The sequence below is a fragment of the Enterobacter sp. MGH 16 genome (assembly GCF_000493175.1).
GTDB classification, from domain to species: domain Bacteria; phylum Pseudomonadota; class Gammaproteobacteria; order Enterobacterales; family Enterobacteriaceae; genus Enterobacter; species Enterobacter roggenkampii.
On record NZ_KI535695.1, the window covers coordinates 2,514,308 to 2,531,154 of the forward strand.

General features: G+C 49.6%; 13 protein-coding genes. All 13 read right to left on the reverse strand.

Going from position 1 to position 16,847, the window contains the following annotated elements:
- Positions 1 to 10: 10 nt before the first annotated feature.
- Positions 11 to 3,382, reverse strand: a complete 3,372-nt coding sequence (locus L362_RS11030) for an ImcF-related family protein (protein ID WP_023344622.1) — start codon at positions 3,380 to 3,382, stop codon at positions 11 to 13.
- Complete coding sequence (locus L362_RS11025; protein ID WP_023344623.1) at positions 3,375 to 4,583, reverse strand: hypothetical protein; 1,209 nt, start codon at positions 4,581 to 4,583, stop codon at positions 3,375 to 3,377. The genes L362_RS11030 and L362_RS11025 overlap by 8 nt, the downstream gene beginning before the upstream one ends.
- A gap of 2 nt (positions 4,584 to 4,585) precedes the next feature.
- Entirely contained in the window at positions 4,586 to 4,849 is a 264-nt protein-coding gene (locus L362_RS11020; RefSeq protein WP_023344624.1) for a PAAR domain-containing protein, read from the reverse strand.
- A gap of 620 nt (positions 4,850 to 5,469) precedes the next feature.
- On the reverse strand, positions 5,470 to 5,856 hold the full coding sequence (locus tag L362_RS24670; RefSeq protein ID WP_155249605.1) for a hypothetical protein: 387 nt from the start codon (positions 5,854 to 5,856) through the stop codon (positions 5,470 to 5,472).
- Between the two features lies 1 nt (position 5,857).
- Positions 5,858 to 6,145: a hypothetical protein gene (locus L362_RS25110; protein ID WP_369796350.1), complete on the reverse strand. Its 288-nt coding sequence runs from the start codon at positions 6,143 to 6,145 to the stop codon at positions 5,858 to 5,860.
- A 183-nt stretch (positions 6,146 to 6,328) separates the two neighbouring features.
- The gene (locus L362_RS23920) at positions 6,329 to 6,724 is read right to left on the reverse strand and encodes a DUF4087 domain-containing protein (RefSeq protein ID WP_071787684.1); all 396 of its coding nucleotides are present in this window, start codon (positions 6,722 to 6,724) and stop codon (positions 6,329 to 6,331) included.
- A gap of 144 nt (positions 6,725 to 6,868) precedes the next feature.
- On the reverse strand, positions 6,869 to 7,312 hold the full coding sequence (locus L362_RS0123055) for a hypothetical protein (RefSeq protein ID WP_032637820.1): 444 nt from the start codon (positions 7,310 to 7,312) through the stop codon (positions 6,869 to 6,871).
- 110 nt (positions 7,313 to 7,422) lie between these two features.
- Positions 7,423 to 7,866: a hypothetical protein gene (locus L362_RS24675; protein WP_155249606.1), complete on the reverse strand. Its 444-nt coding sequence runs from the start codon at positions 7,864 to 7,866 to the stop codon at positions 7,423 to 7,425.
- Position 7,867: 1 nt separating this feature from the next.
- A complete protein-coding gene (locus L362_RS24935) occupies positions 7,868 to 10,255 on the reverse strand; it encodes a lysozyme family protein (protein ID WP_369796358.1) in 2,388 nt (795 codons plus the stop codon).
- A 352-nt stretch (positions 10,256 to 10,607) separates the two neighbouring features.
- Positions 10,608 to 11,090: a DUF3828 domain-containing protein gene (locus L362_RS23455; RefSeq protein ID WP_023344627.1), complete on the reverse strand. Its 483-nt coding sequence runs from the start codon at positions 11,088 to 11,090 to the stop codon at positions 10,608 to 10,610.
- A gap of 75 nt (positions 11,091 to 11,165) precedes the next feature.
- Positions 11,166 to 13,523 (reverse strand): type VI secretion system Vgr family protein, encoded by a 2,358-nt coding sequence (locus tag L362_RS11010; protein ID WP_023344628.1) that lies wholly within the window; start codon positions 13,521 to 13,523, stop codon positions 11,166 to 11,168.
- The gene (gene tssH, locus L362_RS11005; protein ID WP_023344629.1) at positions 13,520 to 16,192 is read right to left on the reverse strand and encodes a type VI secretion system ATPase TssH; all 2,673 of its coding nucleotides are present in this window, start codon (positions 16,190 to 16,192) and stop codon (positions 13,520 to 13,522) included. The genes L362_RS11010 and tssH overlap by 4 nt, the downstream gene beginning before the upstream one ends.
- Positions 16,193 to 16,355: 163 nt before the next feature.
- Entirely contained in the window at positions 16,356 to 16,847 is a 492-nt protein-coding gene (locus L362_RS11000; protein WP_023344630.1) for an Hcp family type VI secretion system effector, read from the reverse strand.

A 16,847-nucleotide genomic window follows, 5' to 3' on the forward strand; every position in this document is an offset into this window, starting at 1 on the left:
TTTGATCTCGTCACTGAAGCTCTTCTTCGTCAGCAGCGACGCTGAAAATACTGTCGGGCAGCGTGAATCCCTGGAGCTTCAGTAACGCAAGCGGACCATCACCTAACTCACTGCGCATCACAAACTTCAGCGGATTCCCGTCGGGCGTGATCCACACCAGTTGCGTGCGGCTCGCATCAAGAGGCGTAATAAGGGCTTTATCCAGCAGGCGAATGAGCCCCCAGTTACCCTGGTTACTGGCATAGAGTTGCATGCCACTGTTGACGCTGCGCCAGCTTAAATTTACGCCCGGATAATATGTGTTTCCCGGCCAGGTAAAACTCTGCCAGCTTTCCGTCTGATTGAAGTAGTCAAGATTCTGCTCATCAAGAGTCAACTGCACTCTGGCAACATCCCGTGAAGGACGCGCCATCAGCTCGAAGTGAACACCCGCATCCCCCTGCGAGAATACGATATCGGACAGTTCCGCCAGCTGATTTATCGCCAGAAGGAAATCCGGACTGACAACCATCCCCTGACTTGCGGAAGGGTCAACGACCCAGCGGTTTCCTTCCTGGTGGAGGATCCCGCCGAGATTCGTTTTCAGGAAGGTCGTGATTCGACCCGAGTCGCTACGCAGGAACTGAGCCAGTAGCGGCAGGGAAGCATCGCTGCCGGTGGCTTTAAACGGGTACCGTCCCGCAAAGGCCTTATTCCACTGATCGACAATGGTCGTCTGCCAGCGGGCATTGAGGCTCCCCGCAGCCGGGGCAAGTACTTGCCGCCAGGCCAGATCCAGCGGCTGCACAAATAACGACTGACCAAATCCATTCCACTCCTGCCCCAGGCTTGCCGCAACCAGACTGCCGTAATCGCGGGTATCGGTCAGATCGATGGCTTTGCCCTGGAACACGGTCTGGGCCAGCATCTGCGACATAGCCTGCGGATCCGGGGCGCTGGTGACCTGCTGAAGCTTCAGCCGCACCTGGGTAACGCGGGCCAGCCAGGACTGGAAGCTGAGGTTACCGTTGGTACCGGTGCCCTCTTTACCTTCCATCAGCCCCATTAGCGGACCGAACACTCCATCAAGCGGACCTTCAGGGCCCTGAGCCTGCTCTATAAATTGTTTTGCATTTTTTTTCTGACCAATTAGCTTTTTCGCTGAGTCCACTATCGAGTCGGCCAGCGCCTCACCCTTCTGCCCCGTTTTTCCCTGCCAGGCCAGCGTGTTCATCAGAGCCACCAGCGGGGACTGGCGGACATCGCCTATCAGACTGAGCTGGGCAATCGCTTCGGAAAGTGACGTAGCTTCCTGCCACTGTATGCTGTTGACCATATTCAGCCAGGCATTACCAAAATCGGTAAAATAGCGTTCAGTCAGGCGGGCCTTCAGCGCCTCCGGGGAGATATCGCTCCCTGTCTGGTGCATCTTATCCGTCAGTACCCAGTCAATTTCATCGCGGCGTGTCTTGACGACCTCGTTAATCGCATCCTGAACCTGCTCTTCCCAGGCCTGACGCGTAAACATACCCGGGACGACTTCGTCAGTGCTGAATACCGTAGTGGCATCGGTGTCGCCGGTCATATCGGCAAGCGTTAAATCAGGCCAGTTGCTGGCCACGCGCTTAAGCATGTCCTGATATAACCCGGACTCAGCGTTCCGCTGGCCAATCTGCTTGAGCAGGATCTGACGGACCGTGCTTATTAATTCAGCGTCAGGCTTAATTTTCCATTCCGGATGAGCCGGGAGGTTCTGCGCATAAAAGCCCAGCAGTTTCGGTGCCAGGTCCTGCCATGTGCCATCCGGCACATTCTGGCGTTTCGGTAAGGCTTTCAGGACGTTTTTTGCCAGCCAGTCAGCGTCTGCTTTGTCAGGACGGGCCAGCATCAGATAACTTTTGAGCACGTCGTAGGTATGCTGTGTGCCCTGCGTTCGGGCATCACTGGCAGGAGGAAGTTGCACAAACGCATTCAGTTGCTGTCTGAGATGGTCTGCTGTGGTATCCCTCATCAGCTGTACGTTATTTTTCGCATACAGGGGCCAGAGTGCGGCCAGCGTATCGCTGTCCTGATTAAGACCAAATCGGGTGTACCACGGAGCACCGGTCGCCTCACGATGTTGCAGACGGGCAATCGCTTGCTGGAGGACGAGCTGGTTGTGCAGGCGTTCAGCAAGTGGTTTTGCGGTATCCGCTGCCTGCCTCGCCGTTTCCTGTGCCTCATAAATCTGGGTACGGTTAACGATCAGGGAAAGCAATGTACCGGTCCCCCACAGGACAATCAGGGAAAGCAGAATTAATCTCAGCATCTTCTGCCAGTCGAAGCCCAGCTTCCTGCCGCTGATGGCATCACAGTCATCATTGACGGCTTTCCATGTCGGTGTGTCGAGGCGCGTGTTCGGTACCGTTCCGGCAACGGCCAGTTCAGGGCTGAACATGACACCGCGTAAACGCCAGGCCGCAGATCCCTGCATTAACCCACTGAGCAAAACAGTCAGACTGGCATTCAGTTCGTGTTGCAGACGGGAAGATAACTGGAGCAGGCCGTTATGAGCCGGATTATTCAGTATCTGTGCCATACCGGCTTTTTGCAGGCGCTGAGACAGCGTAGTCAATGCCTTATCCGCCTCTTTTATAGTGCCTTCCGGTCCGAATATCACCCCTGTCGCTGCCGTGTCCGCGTCCTGCTGAGCGCCTTTGGCTTTATCAGTCAGCCACAGCCAGACAGGTGCCTGCCAGCCCAGCTGATGATCGGCTTTCTGGCGGCAACGCAAGAAAGCATCCCGTTCGCTGTCTGTCGGGAGGGCTGAAGTACTCATCACCTGAATAATGCCATCAACCGGCTGGCCGGATCGCAGACGCTTCAGTTTTGAAAGGAAGATCTCATCCGGGAGTGACTGCGCATCACCGCCATAAATCAGTACGTTGCCGTCACCTTCCTGCCAGAGGTCATGGCACAGACCCGGGGCTGCTTTATGGACGTCGTCCGGGTTGCCCATCACCAGCAGGAGTCGCACCTTACGCTGCCATCGGCGTCCATAGCGAAAGCGCAGGTGTTCGGACACGGCGTCTTCGCTGAAGACCGGTTCGTCGTCATCTTCTTCACTGAGAATGGTGTTCGTCACCGGAGTGATACTCTCAGCCTTTTTCTGGCCCCACTGGAAATACAACCCGGATTTACCGGCGAAGTCGAAAGCCTTCTCTGTCAGCCAGCCGAGTAAAAACATCGCGGCAACCATAATGGCGCAGAAAGTGAGTATGCGCTGGCCGTCATACGGTCCAAATCCGGTGGCCGAGGCCACGTTTTCCGGAAAGGCATAAAACAGAAATGCCACGATGGCTGTCAGAAAAAAAGCGACAGTCACAACGGAGCCGATGAGTGTTTTAACTTTTACCTTAGACATTCTTAGGCGATTCCTTGCGAACTTCTTCTTTGGTGATGACGGCGACCCAGATGTCGTCCTTGTCAGCGGCGGGTTGTGCGGCGATAACCTGCGACCCTCGTTGTTCAACGCCAGCATTAGCAAGCGTGATGGCCAGCCATGGAGCTGCATGGCCGGTATATCCCAGCACGGGATCGATACTGGAATTGTCTTCTGAAAGACTAAATTCCACTTCACTCTCTTCGCAGGCATTATTCCAGCCGCTGCCCGACGTCAATGTGGGACCGGAGATCCAGCTTCCTTTGAGTTCATTGGGCAGGGTCTTCGACCAGAGCAGCGCCCGGGTAAGTGTCTTTGTGAGCGTTGTTTCTGTTCCCCTTTCGGGGCGATGAAGGCGAAGCGCATCCGGCCAGGCATGGGCTTTGCGGTTGCTCAATACCACCATTGAGACAGCATCAGCTTCTTCTTCCCGGGGAGACGCCGGTAACGACAGCGTGATGGCAACCAAAATGCCCGGGGTGTCCCATCGCTTGTCCAGCCAGGCATCAAACGCCCCCAGCCCTTTTCCGACCATCAGGCGAAAAATCCTGCCCGTCTTGAGTGAGAGATCGGCTTTAAGCTGCTCTTCAAACAGGGGATACACATCGCTATCACAATCCAGCACCAGCCAGCATGGCAGTTCGGGCGGAAGCGGTTTAACTATCCCCTCTACACGCGTGGTCAGTTTATTAACCGCTGCTTTTAGCGCCTTCGTTAAATCTGTCTGATACTCTGGTAATGCCGCGTATCTGACCGGTTTGTCACATCCTCTTGGGCGAGAGAATTCGATAACAGGAGCTGCGACTTTCATTGCCTTCAGCAGGTCATCGGCTTTGTTTCCGGCCGGACTCTGAATATAAGTACCGAGGATCCAGGCGCAGCGTTGACCGCGCAGAATTTCACTGTCAATAAGCGCTTCTCGCTCGACATTACGGGACTCGGCCCCCACCTGTTCGGCTTTGTAGGCAAACCGGCGTAAGCCGAAAATAAGCCCCCAGGTGCAAAACGGGAGGCCCAGCGCGGTGAACCAGAAGACAAATCCGGTTCGCTCTGACGTCCAGCACCATAGCGTGAGCGCTATGCCCCCCAGCATGACAAACGCGAGGAAGAGCAGCCAACGCCCGGTACTGGGGCGCACTATCTTAGGTGCCTTTTCAGGGATGGCATCCAGCCAGACGGGCATAATCAGGCAACCTTTGCAGCGGAAAATGAACTGATCAATGTGCAACCACAGGCACATTTGTGGCCGTGAAAGGCAACCGGGATACCATGATCAAGGTAATCAGGGTTTCCTTCTACGATGGTTGTAGGGCCATGTCCCGGAACCGGGCAGGACACTTTGTCACCTTTACGGGCAACGCCAATACCGCCGAATTTCATCGTTTCTGAGGCGGTCAGTACTGAACCACCGTGGGTGGTTATATCGCCTTTGCGGATAATCTGGAGCATTAATAAGGACCTCTGCGAGTTAATAATTATCATTAGGTTAAAGTAACTATCCTCCAGACATATTAATCCTGAATCTGTTCCAGTAAGTCATTTAACTCATTCACTCTTGAAATATTCATGTCCATACGGCATACGCTGTACATTGGCGAACCGATTATAAATCCTTGAACATCACACCAATTTTCACGTGAAGTAATCCAGTTTTTTGCGCCGACTCGAATTTACTTGTAATGTCAGGTATTCCACGCGCTTTAATTATTCTGTATATTTTCTGGTAAACAATGTTCATGTCTTTCTTTGCGGCGTCTGATGCTTGGTCGGCACAGCCCATTACAACAGAGTTATTTATATCTTGATTCATTTTACGACAATCAGTTTCAATCCTGGAATAGTCGGTTAGTACAGCATGTGAAATGCAAGGGAGTATTAGAAGTAAAGTCAGTGCTTTGTTCTTAATATTCATTTAATTTGAACAATCCAGTAGAGGCACTGGTAATTTAACTTACCTATAAGTGCCAGGTTCTACAATTAAAGAGACCCATTCTGGACTCAATGGCATGTATATGCTTTTGAATAGTTATTCTGTATCATACTCGTCACCATTCCATCGCAAGATATATTTAGATCCGCAAAAAATATCTTTTAGCCCTTTGTGTGATTTTTTTTGATATTCCAATGGATGTACACATATATGCTGCATCTATTGATTTTCCATCATGCATTGTGATTTCGAATGTTAAAGTAGGAGAGTTGTCGAGATTAGACATACAGTCCGATTGATCACAAGTACCTGGTGGTGTTGAACTCAGAAACGTATACTCGATGATATCTTTTTCACCGTCACCATTTAAGTCAGTAGTAACGCAACCTGTTTGCCCATCGACAAAATCAGAGTTTTTAACCTTACTTGCCGTTACCAGCATATCAACATCTTTGGTTTGAGAACATTGAGCATATGTTGCCGATGCCATTAAAATTAACATAGCTAAAGAGAATTTTATGTTCATTTTAATAATTATCAACCGCCTTCATATAGGTTTTAATAAAATCATTTAGTTGCTCTACACCATTATATTCGCATTGGTTTTCTATCAAATCTGTTCGTTGACCTTCCATCGAGTTATATAAGCTGCATCGTTCAGAAATATACTTCCATTGACTATTATAAAACACCATATCAATTGAATACTCCTTGCCAGATTTGGTAATAATCTCTTTAATGGAGACCTCTGTTTTTTTGTGCTGGTTTGTATGCAGTCGATCATATCCGGATAAGATCGCATCGAGGAATTGCAAACTTGTGATAATATTGCAAAAGAAATTACTGGCAAGCTAATGGATAATGCGAATAATATGATTTTCACCCTTTAGCCCCAATTTAAGCTAAGTAATTTTAAGATTTGAAATGCTGAGGCTTTTTGTATGACAAACCTCTGATTTTTGTAAAAATCTAACAAGTTTATCCATATGTGAACAACGCTAATTATCATTCATTACATTTTCAATTTCTTTTGTTTTTTCTCTAAGTGATGGGTCCTTTTTGCATACGCGAAGAGGGAGTGCCTTGAAGTTGAATATTCTGGTTATTTCTTTTGATTCCTTTGATGCCTCAGACTGTATGTAACAACAACCGTACCCATAGCTATTATTTGTGTTAATAAATTCTTTAGAAGGAAAGCCAACTAAATATTCCATTCCCTTTGGCCCTTCTTTTCCTTGGGTTGAAATTGTCCAGTCGCCATCTTTATCCGTCAACCAGTAGTTTCCTGGAGTTGGATTTTCTAACCATCCACATCTATTTTCTTTATCATATAATGACGGGGCGATTAGTAAAACTAACAAAGCTATTTTTTGTTCAAGATATCTCTCCTGCATTAAGTTGTTCTAAAAAACTTTCCGCAGAATGTTTGATTTCATCTACCGGAAGCATTGTATTTTTGAATCCATCAAAGCAAAAACCATAGAGCCTGTCAATAAATCTGTTTTACTAAATAATTATTGAAATTAATGACTATCAGATCAATAAAGGTCGGGGATAATATCCTGCATAGGCTCCAAATCTAGCGTGGTAGATTTCTCATTTATTTCTTTCCCTGATAGATTAAATGTCTTGAACGTTTCACCACATGAATTGCAACCACCTGCGCCGGATAAAATAATTATGTCATTTTTACATGAGGCTCCGTAGAAGACGAAATTCATCATTTTTATTTTTTCTTCTTTGCTGTTAATGCGTTCTACAAGACCTGTAGACTTTGATAGATCATGGTTTTCCTTACCAAGGACGAAAATTTGCTTGCTGCAAATTGGTATGTCAAGTTTACCCTGATTACCTTTAAGGTTATTTACACTACAAAATGATTCGATACTGTATTGAACACCACCGCAAGATGATTTGAAAACATTTGCAGTACTTGCATAGCAAAATGCTGGCAATAACAGAATGCCAATAAGACGTTTCATAAATTCACCGAGCGTTTTTTTAAAATCACCACTTCAACTTTTGAAGGCAATTAATTTTACAACTGGAGCTATGCTGACAAATCACCGACCAGTGATTATAGGAAATGTAGCTATTTTAGCTTCGCTAGTTTGTTGTCTTTAAATACCCACACCTCAGATTTTTTAGAATCATTGATATCTTGAATATTAATTTTGACTTTATCGCCGTCATTATTAATCATTACAGACCCCATGCAATAATCTATCGGTTTATGCACCTGGATTTTATTTTCAGAATCCAAGGAAATGATTCTGATTGCTCCTGCCTCACAAGCATTTCCCATTGGAGAGTCCTGGAATATCCATACTCCAGTCCAAGAGTCTGCAAGGAGAGAGTAAGATGTTAAATAGGAAGGAGATTCATACTCACAGTCATGCTTCGAAACAATTTTATCATTAAAAGATATTTCACATTGGTTTCCATTTTTTATTGAATGGACTGTGGGCAAGTCGAAACTGTTTGCCATACTATACATAGGTAAAAGTGTAACTATCAAACACAGAATTTTTTGCATGTTAACCTCGATATCCGTCTGTCATTCCTAATTTTAATTTCTTTCTTACTTTAAAGCCTGCTTCATATTTGGTTATTGCATTGTCTTTATTCAGATCTAAGCCTTTATTATCATTATAGCTTCTCCCTTCATCATACAAGATGAAACTGTTTGGTTTCCCTACAGCCCTGGGGCAGAATATAACCATATAAACATCTTCAATTGTTTTAATCTTTCCAGTGTAAGGTTTGAAATATTTTTCCACATAATCCATTTGCTCAACCGAGGTCATGCCAGCCAATTCATTAGTTGTCGTGCCTAAAGAGCGCGCAGTATTCGACATAAATTGTATCAGGCCAGTAGCACTTCCATTCGGATTTTTAACGCTTGGGGAAAAGGTTTCTCCTGTTTCAAATGCCATACATGACATCAAATAATCTGGGTTTATTTCCAGTCGTTCACAAACTTCAATAACCTTAAGCTTAAATTCTTTTGAAACTTTAGCACCCCATGCGATCTTATCAAGATTTTGGTCCTTTAATGAGCCAAGGAATCTAAGCGGGTGCATATGCCATAACGAAGGCCCTAATTTCTCAGTTGTAACATTCTGCATCCATGCCATTTTATCAAGAAAATCCTCACTGTATTTCTTCCATTCCGGAGCGTCTTTTTTCAGCGAATTAAGGAACGGTTGCCAGATAGCATCGCCTTTTTTAAAATACCAGTCGCTTGGATGTTTTACGACTGTTTTCTGAATAACATCACGATAGTCGGGATTATGAAGCGCCCTCCAGTACTCCATTGGAGAATATCGGTCACTTCCGCTGTCAATTTTATCCAGCAGGCGCTGATAATTATGCTTCACGAGAGCATGACTGGTTCGTGTATCATCTATCGCGGCCTGGTAGAGCGAATCGATGAGGTTACGGAAGAATCCAGCAGGTTGTTTTTTTCCATCCAGGTAATCAAAGCTGTCAGGTTCTGCGGTTTCAGTTCTAAAGCCCAGCTTTGCCAGATCATACTGCGACAAAAGTTGAGGTTCCGCCTGGCCTTTGGGGACATAGGCATTTTCTGGTCGCAAGTGCCAGTATTCCTGTTTGGTCGACTTATCAACTTCCGTTTGCACCTGACTCAGTGGAAGGGTCCCCGTTCTGGTTGTTACCCTTGTATCCTTTGTAAATGTTCCTGTTGTAACATCTTTTTTGTACAACGTAAGGCCCGGAGCGTACTTCAACCAGAGTGGATTCTTTTCTCCCACCTGCTCAGGGTTGGTTAGGAACGTTTCCAGGTTATCATCCATACTCGTGCATTCGATATGAACCTGGTATCGCGCTTCATATCCGCCATCCTTCGGTGCCTGATAATATCCCATATGACCAACAGGGTCACCTGCACTGATAGCAAAGGGAGTCGGGCATACTACCTGGTCAAATTTCATCGCTTCTTTTGCTGGCGGCATGAGTTTCTGCCACCAGGAAGGCTGTACCATCCCATCAGTACCAGGAGACAGGTTGTTTTTGTCCACAAGCATCCAGTATTGCTGCCCTGGCTTCAGGGATGTTTTCTTGCCCTTTTTCAACGCCTGTTCTGAGAGGCTAACAAACGTAACAAGACCATACTCTCGCTTATTAAATGCAACGGTATGGAGTCCGCTGTCTGTTTTATCCCACTCAACAATAGATCCTTTTGGGATCGTGCCCTTGCGATAGCTTTCACTGGTACTTTTATTATTGGTACTGGCGGTCATGACCCATTCTGGATCGTAGGCAGTAAGCGTATCCTGGACTGTCCACTTTGTTTCCGCCGGATTGACATTATAGGCTGAATAGGGGGCCAGGTGCATATACAGGGTATAGAAATGCAGACCACTGGATTCCTTCTCCCCCAGTTGAATAAAGTGTTTAACCAGAACAAACGAACCGGAAAAGCTAAGCGGGCCGGATTCCCATCCAAGCGTGAGATAATCCTTGCAGACACGGTAAGCGACCACTTCGCCGTCAGCCATGCATCGCACTGCCTGTTCACCTTTAAAGGGGACCGGGAAATCCAGTGCTTCAAGAGGAGACTTTCCACTAAGAGCACACCACGGGGTCGTGGCTTCAGTGATATGGATCCCGCCATGCCACATGCCACTGCGGCCAATCATATACTGCCCAGTGGATTCTCCCCCGACATGAGAGAGGATCTCTTCCTGATTATCGAACTCACTTCCCCGGTTATTGGAAGGGATCGGCCAGACAATTTTGATATTTCCTTTTTGGGAAGCCGATGCCTCCGGAGCAGGGCTACTGTTGTCAGAGTAACGGTAAAGCTTATAAGCAATGTTGTTGGTTCGATAGGCTTGTGCCGGGTAAAAGCCTTTGTCCTGGACAAAATCGGAGACCCATTTTGTCCCATTAAACATAGCCATGTGACCATGTTCATGGCCCGGTGCGGCCTGAATAACAACAACATCCCCTGCTTGCTGCCCTGAGATGGAAAATACATTCCCTGCATGGACGGTTGTTGCGCCGTCCACGACCTTGAAATTATTTTCCTCAAGCCACGGACCGTAGTCTTTAGCCGAGTTAATGCCTGAATGGCTGGAGGACGCGCCGCCCTGAATTAACGCAATTTTGACATAATGAGCGCACTGCGATTGACCATATTTCAGGTGGTCATCCAGACCACGCTTGAAGCGATTTTCATTATTTCTGGCGATGACCGCTGCATTCGAATTCAGAGTAGTAATGGCACTTACTTTGTTGAACATGTCATCACCGTTAATTATCGTTACAATGGCCAGTCGCGTTGGATACAAATAAGACTGAGTCTATGAGCCATTTACCATTAGCTCGGACAAGGTTGATTTTATATTTTGACTCACTTTCGCTGTGACCCAGCATCAATTCTATAACGGCTTTGTCTTTATCCAAAGATGAAGCATTCGTAGAAATTTCACTCACCCACTCAGGGCAAATATCCTGAACATTCGTGAAGTAGTCAGCCCCTGAGTCATCCTCACTTTTGAGTTTCTGAAGATGTTTTGTTGTAAAGCTGTCTATAGCGCTCTGGCTTTTTTCGAGACCATGCCCAACGTCCGGGTCATTCCAGGCTGTCAGGTAGTCAGCATAAAAATGCTGAACAACAGATTCTGGTGAACTTTCAATTTTCGTCGCCCCGGACACATTTCCGAAACTAAAGCATGAAAAAATGAATAAAAGTAAGGCATAGAATATCGACGTTAATTTTAAATTGGTTTTCATTGTATTCGTCTTTCCTTGTTATGAACGGCTTCACTTCAGAGTGTTTAAGAAATCGACCACTAAATGGTTTTCTGCTCAATCATTAAATGACTTGCTGCTGATTTTGCTTTCCTGAGTGATATCCGTCAGGCTGAAATTGGGTGTTTCGTTGGGAAGGTTTGCGCCTGAGCCTGGTACCAGATAGTCAGACGCCTTCATAATGAACTCACCAGATGAGCCGTGTTCAATGCCGTTCTTACTCAGCATCAGATAAGACCCGCCACCATTAAGCGTCAGTGTTTCCGGGGTGCTGATAATAATTTCGTCTTCACTACTGGTCACCGTCAGCTGTTTTTCAGAAAACAGTGCCATCGTATTATGCTGAGCCTGAATCTCGATGTCTCCCTGGTTAGCAACCAGCTTCGCCCCGTCTTTATGCACAAACAACCCAAGCGCTTTTTCAACGCTCACGGACAGATTTTTCATCGCACCGACATCAAGATGCTGGCCTGCATTGATCATGGTATTGCGGGCGCTGCTGAGCTGAAGGTGTTCACCTGAGGTCAGTGCCACCCCCTGCGGCGCACTCCCCAGCAGGACCGCAGACTGGAGGTCCCTGATTTTGTCGGTTACGAGACTAATCTGGGTATTGATATCATTCGCCAGCGCTCCGGCGGCTTCGGCGGCGCTGTTCAGCGCCTGCATCTGGCTGTTGGCCTGGTTAATCTGACTTATCGCAGACGCCATTTCCAGCACCGGCCCCTGGGCTTTAGCCTGGGCATCCGCCGTCAGGAACAGCCCTTTTGCCGCACGCACTGCGCCATGCTCGTCCGTACGCAGTTCAAAACCGGCGCCGCGCTTTTCACGCTGGCCATTGACCAGGTGTCCCATGTTCAGCTGCGTTTTGCCGTATTCCGTCGCGAGCTTGATATGCTCTTCCTGGCGCATATCCTCCATCCGCAGCTTATTGTTCGCCGGCGTGCGCCACACATTCCGCGTATGGTTGTCACTGGTGACGTGGTCCGGGTGTTCTGAATCATGCAGGGCATAAGCGATGTAGGGACGATCCGGGTCTCCGCCGTCAAATACGACGGCCACTTCCGTTCCGTCGAGAAGCGGTGAGTGGAATCCGTACTTATCACCGGCATACGGTTTAGCCAGCCGCAGCCACAGATACGCATAACCCTGTTCAGCACTGTTGCGGTCAACGTCCAGCTTCACCCGGTAGCGGCCCTGTGCATCGAGCCAGGAATAGGTGTCACCTTTCTGTGTGCTTTCCACCCGGGCAGGCAGCGAGCCGGATATCACCGGTCGACTGAGCAGTGCCGGACGATAACAGACGGTTTCACTGTAGGGGATACCCTCAAACGTCAGCGTAAAGCTACTTTTGCGCGAACCACTGGTGCGCACCTTGGTGATGACGATGCCTTCCCTGACGGCATCGGGGAGCGTTCCGTCCGTTTCCAGTACCTGACCCGGAGCCAGATGAGGACTGGAGGAATGCCCGCTGACGCGATACTGCGCGTTCAGCATACGTTCGTGACGCAGACGGGCGAAATTCGCCCCGGTCTCCGGGCTTTCAGCGTCGCCAGCGGTCAGGAAGGGTTCCGCATAATGGTACGTTTCTCCGGTGGTGATCCCTTCCCTGCTGAAAATACTTTCGGCGCTGTCCTGAGGCGTCAGCGCTTCACGGTAGTTGTAGTCCCGGGTGGCCACACTTCCGCTCACGACATTGTAGGCGGTCTGAATATCCCAGATGCTCTCCTGCCCGCTGTCACTCATCCCGGCCTGGTTGCGTAATGGCAGCGTGATGCCAAATTCATACTGCTGCTGACTGTCCTGAAAAATCACCACGTCCTGTTCAAGACGGCTGTCCATTTCATAACGCCAGTAAATGCCCACTTCGGCAAGCAGGCGCTGGATAAACGCAAGGTCAGTTTCCCGCCACTGGGTGATGAGCTCCCGGGACGGATATTCGCGGGAGAGCCGGAACTCAAAGTCCTGTCCTTCCAGACCGTGTTTACGCAGTACCTGTTCAACGACTTCCGTGACCGACAGGTTGAGATAAATCTGGCTGCCCTTTGTAAAGCCAAGAAGCGCGATACGGGGAACCAGCGTCAGTGCGTAACGGGTATCCTCACCGGATGTGGATATCCGGCGAAATGACTCCACCACCCCATAGACCGTCCGGACCGGCAGCGCCGGTGTTCCGTCAAACACCGGGGTCTGGAAAGTGAATGACGCCGGCTTCAGCAGCAACGTGTCGCAGGCAATATCCGCCGAGGAGCAGGTGACCGCCACGTCATACCGCCAGGGCTGGCTGAGAGACTCCACCGCGCTGTAACGCAGAATATCAAGGAAATGGCTGCATCCATGAACGCCAACACGATACCGTGACTGCCCTAAAAGCGGTTGCACCATGTCGGTCGCCTTATTGATCAGCGAACCGCTCATAACGGTTCTCCTTCTGCCTGTGCGTCAAACGCCAGCACAATGCCCTCTTCCTCATTCCAGGTCAGCTGTAGCGAGGACGGCTTTTGTTTGACCGCCATATGGCTTAATAACTGCTGGCTCAGAACCGGCAGGATCTGCTGATTAAGCAGACTGTCCACATTGCGGGCACCGGTATCCGGCAGCAAACACGCCTTCGTCAGCTTGTCGATGAGGCTTTCGCCAATATGCGTGGAAATGCCGTAGTGACGTTGCAGACGCGTGCTCACCTGTGCGAGCTTCATGCCGACGATGGTGCGCATGGCATCCATTGCCAGCGGCCGGTATATCACCGTCTGGAAGCGAGCAAGCAGTGCTGGCTGGAAATGATCGCGCAGGATCGGGCGTAACAACTCATGCAGATCGCTCTCAGTGGCTTCTGGCTGCTCATCCAGCAACTGCATAAGCGGATCACTGCCCAGGTTGGACGTCATCAGGATCACGGTGTTGCGGAAATCAATTTCACGCCCTTCCCCGTCCCGCATAAAGCCCCGGTCAAAGACCTGATAAAACAGGTTCATCACATCCCGATGAGCCTTCTCCACTTCATCGAGCAGCACCACGCTGTAAGGCCGCTTACGGACTGCCTCGGTGAGTATTCCCCCCTGACCATATCCTACATAGCCCGGAGGTGAGCCTTTCAACTGCGAGACCGTGTGCGGCTCCTGGTATTCAGACAGGTTGATGGTAATGAGCGACTTCTCACCACCATACATAACGTCAGCAAGCGCCAGCGCGGTTTCCGTTTTACCCACTCCGCTTGGGCCCACCAGTAAAAATACACCCTGAGGTCCGTTTTCCGGCGTCAGGCCGGTTTTTGAAGCCCTCAGACGCTGGGCGATGGCATTAAGGGCAGGGCTTTGGCCGACTACACGAGTTGCCAGCTGATCTTCCAGCGTCAGCAATTCGGTTTGCTCATCTTTCATCAGCGACGAGAGAGGAACCCCTGTCCAGTCGGCGATAACGGTCGCAACGGTGCGGACATCAACATCCAGACCCAGTAATGGGCTGTTATTCTGTACCAGTGCCAATTCCTGCTGGAAGGCAGAGATCTCCTTCTGACGACTGATGTCTTCACGGCAGGCTTTCAGCGAGTCGGTGAGCTGCTTTTCAGTTTCATACTGTGACTGAAGGGCTGTTTTCTGTTGGTTAAGATTAAGAGTAAGTTGTTCGATCTGCGGCAGACGGCTGGTATCAATAGCGTTACCCAGAGCAATATCCTTCAATAACTCCTGTTGTTCTATTACCAGCGATGTCAGTTGGGCCTGCAACCGGGTAAGCTGTTCTGGTAGTGTGTCCAGGCTCATCCGCACCCGGGCCGCAGCGGTATCTAGTAAATCCACCGCTTTATCAGGCAACTGGCGACCTGTCAGGTAGCGGCGGGAGAGAGTCACCGCTGCCCGAACGGCCTCACCGGTAATATGCACGCCGTGATGTTCGGCGTAGCGAGATTTAAGACCGCGCAGCATCAGGCAGGCTGTGTCATCATCGGGCTCATCAACCTTGACCATCTGGAAGCGACGCTCCAGAGCAGCGTCACGTTCGAAATACTGCTTGTATTCACTCCAGGTAGTGGCGGCGATGGTACGCAGTTCGCCACGCGCCAGCGCCGGTTTCAGCAGATTAGCCGCATCTGCCCCGCCAGCTTGATTACCCGCCCCGATAATGGTGTGCGCCTCATCAATAAACAGCAGCACCGGTACAGGGGATTGCTGTACCGCATCGATGATATTTTTCAGACGCTGTTCAAATTCCCCCTTCACACCGGAACCTGCCTGAAGCAAACCCAGATCAAGTGTCCTGACGATGACAGGCTTAAGACTTTCGGGCACATTGCCCTCGGCAATACGTAGCGCCAGGCCTTCTACCAGGGCCGTTTTGCCAACGCCGGGTTCACCAACAAGGATCGGGTTGTTCTTCCTGCGTCTGGAGAGAATATCCACCATCTGACGGATTTCGTTATCGCGCCCAAAGACCGGGTCAATCTTTCCTTCCCGGGCACGGGCAGTCACATCAACTGTAAAACGATTGAGAACGGACTCTTCCTGTGAAACGGCAGGCTGCGCACTTCCGCCTTCAGCCTGATATTGTGCCTCATGCTGTAACGGTGCAGCCCGGCCAATAATGCTGACATTGCCAGGCCGCTCGCTGAGCGTAGCATCAGCCCGCTCATCCGACTGGGCTTCCAGCAGGGGACGTAACCTTTCCAGTTGGCTGGTGGTTAGCGTCATTAAAGGCCAGAGGCCATCACAGCGTGTCAACCCGGACGTTTCAACCATGGCCGTAAGCAAATGAATGCTGCGGATCTGCTCATCTCCCGCGAGCGTGGCGGCAAGCCAGGCCTGTTTCAGTAGGGTCTGGAGGGAAGCAGAAAGCTCTGGGCGTGTACGAACTGAACGAGGCTGTGCATCCAGCCAGCTCAGAAGTGACTGCCAGACGGCATCCATATCCCATTCATAGCGGCGAGCGAGAACAGTCAGATCACCTTCTCCCTGCTCCAGCAACTTTAACAACCAGTGCTCAGGCGTGATTTCTGCATGCGCGCGGGTCTGGCATAAAGAAGCCGCCCCCTCCAGTGCTCTGGCGCAATAAGGGTTAAGTCGTCGTAGCAGGACTGCTGAATGATGTTCCATGTCGTTCCCTCTTGTTCAGGCACGCTACCGCCCCTGGCCGTCAACCGATGCCCATAAGGTTCATGCCGATAAATTGTGAGACTGCTCTGCAAAGCGTCCTTCTGAAAGGCGCTGTGCGGAGCAAAACAAAAAGGCGGACAGAAGGGATCTGCCCGCCAGAGTCTTATGCTGTGGTGCGTTCGTTCCAGGAATCGGAATGAATGATGTTGCCGTCTTTGTAGGTCCAGGTGATTTTTTCGTAGCGCAGTTCGATCTGCTCAAGGTGGTTATGCTTCTCGAAGGAGGCATCCTTGATGTCGTGCATTTTTGGTGCAACTTTCACCAGTTTGACGTTTTCCAGCTTGGTGTTGAAATACTCAACTTCCTGGCCTGCGTCATTGATTTTGTACCACTTGAATTCAGCAGACTTCAGGGTCTGGCCCGTGGTCACGGCTTTGTAGAGGTACGGGCTGGAAGAGTCGATTTCTTTGGTAAACAGGAACGGCGTGTGAATACGGGTGCCGGTCAGTTTGCCAGTATTGTTATCGGTCGGGATGTACAGGCTGTGTTCCTGAGCAACAACTTCGATGCTTCCTTCGCGATCTTTCACATCTACGGAACCCTTAATGTCAGCGCCGCCATCGTCTTTCAGCCACAGATAAACTGGGATTGCCAT

What these genes read in the sequence shown, in the direction of transcription:
- L362_RS11030 (WP_023344622.1), bottom strand. Translation starts at nt 3,382, where the DNA reads ATGTCTAAGGTAAAAGTTAAAACACTCATCGGCTCCGTTGTGACTGTC.
- tssH (WP_023344629.1), bottom strand. Translation starts at nt 16,192, where the DNA reads ATGGAACATCATTCAGCAGTCCTGCTACGACGACTTAACCCTTATTGC.
- L362_RS11010 (WP_023344628.1), bottom strand. Translation starts at nt 13,523, where the DNA reads ATGAGCGGTTCGCTGATCAATAAGGCGACCGACATGGTGCAACCGCTT.
- L362_RS0123055 (WP_032637820.1), bottom strand. Translation starts at nt 7,312, where the DNA reads ATGAAACGTCTTATTGGCATTCTGTTATTGCCAGCATTTTGCTATGCA.
- L362_RS23920 (WP_071787684.1), bottom strand. Translation starts at nt 6,724, where the DNA reads ATGCAGGAGAGATATCTTGAACAAAAAATAGCTTTGTTAGTTTTACTA.
- L362_RS23455 (WP_023344627.1), bottom strand. Translation starts at nt 11,090, where the DNA reads ATGAAAACCAATTTAAAATTAACGTCGATATTCTATGCCTTACTTTTA.
- L362_RS11025 (WP_023344623.1), bottom strand. Translation starts at nt 4,583, where the DNA reads ATGCCCGTCTGGCTGGATGCCATCCCTGAAAAGGCACCTAAGATAGTG.
- L362_RS11020 (WP_023344624.1), bottom strand. Translation starts at nt 4,849, where the DNA reads ATGCTCCAGATTATCCGCAAAGGCGATATAACCACCCACGGTGGTTCA.
- L362_RS24675 (WP_155249606.1), bottom strand. Translation starts at nt 7,866, where the DNA reads ATGCAAAAAATTCTGTGTTTGATAGTTACACTTTTACCTATGTATAGT.
- L362_RS11000 (WP_023344630.1), bottom strand. Translation starts at nt 16,847, where the DNA reads ATGGCAATCCCAGTTTATCTGTGGCTGAAAGACGATGGCGGCGCTGAC.
- L362_RS24670 (WP_155249605.1), bottom strand. Translation starts at nt 5,856, where the DNA reads ATGAACATAAAATTCTCTTTAGCTATGTTAATTTTAATGGCATCGGCA.
- L362_RS24935 (WP_369796358.1), bottom strand. Translation starts at nt 10,255, where the DNA reads ATGGCTATGTTTAATGGGACAAAATGGGTCTCCGATTTTGTCCAGGAC.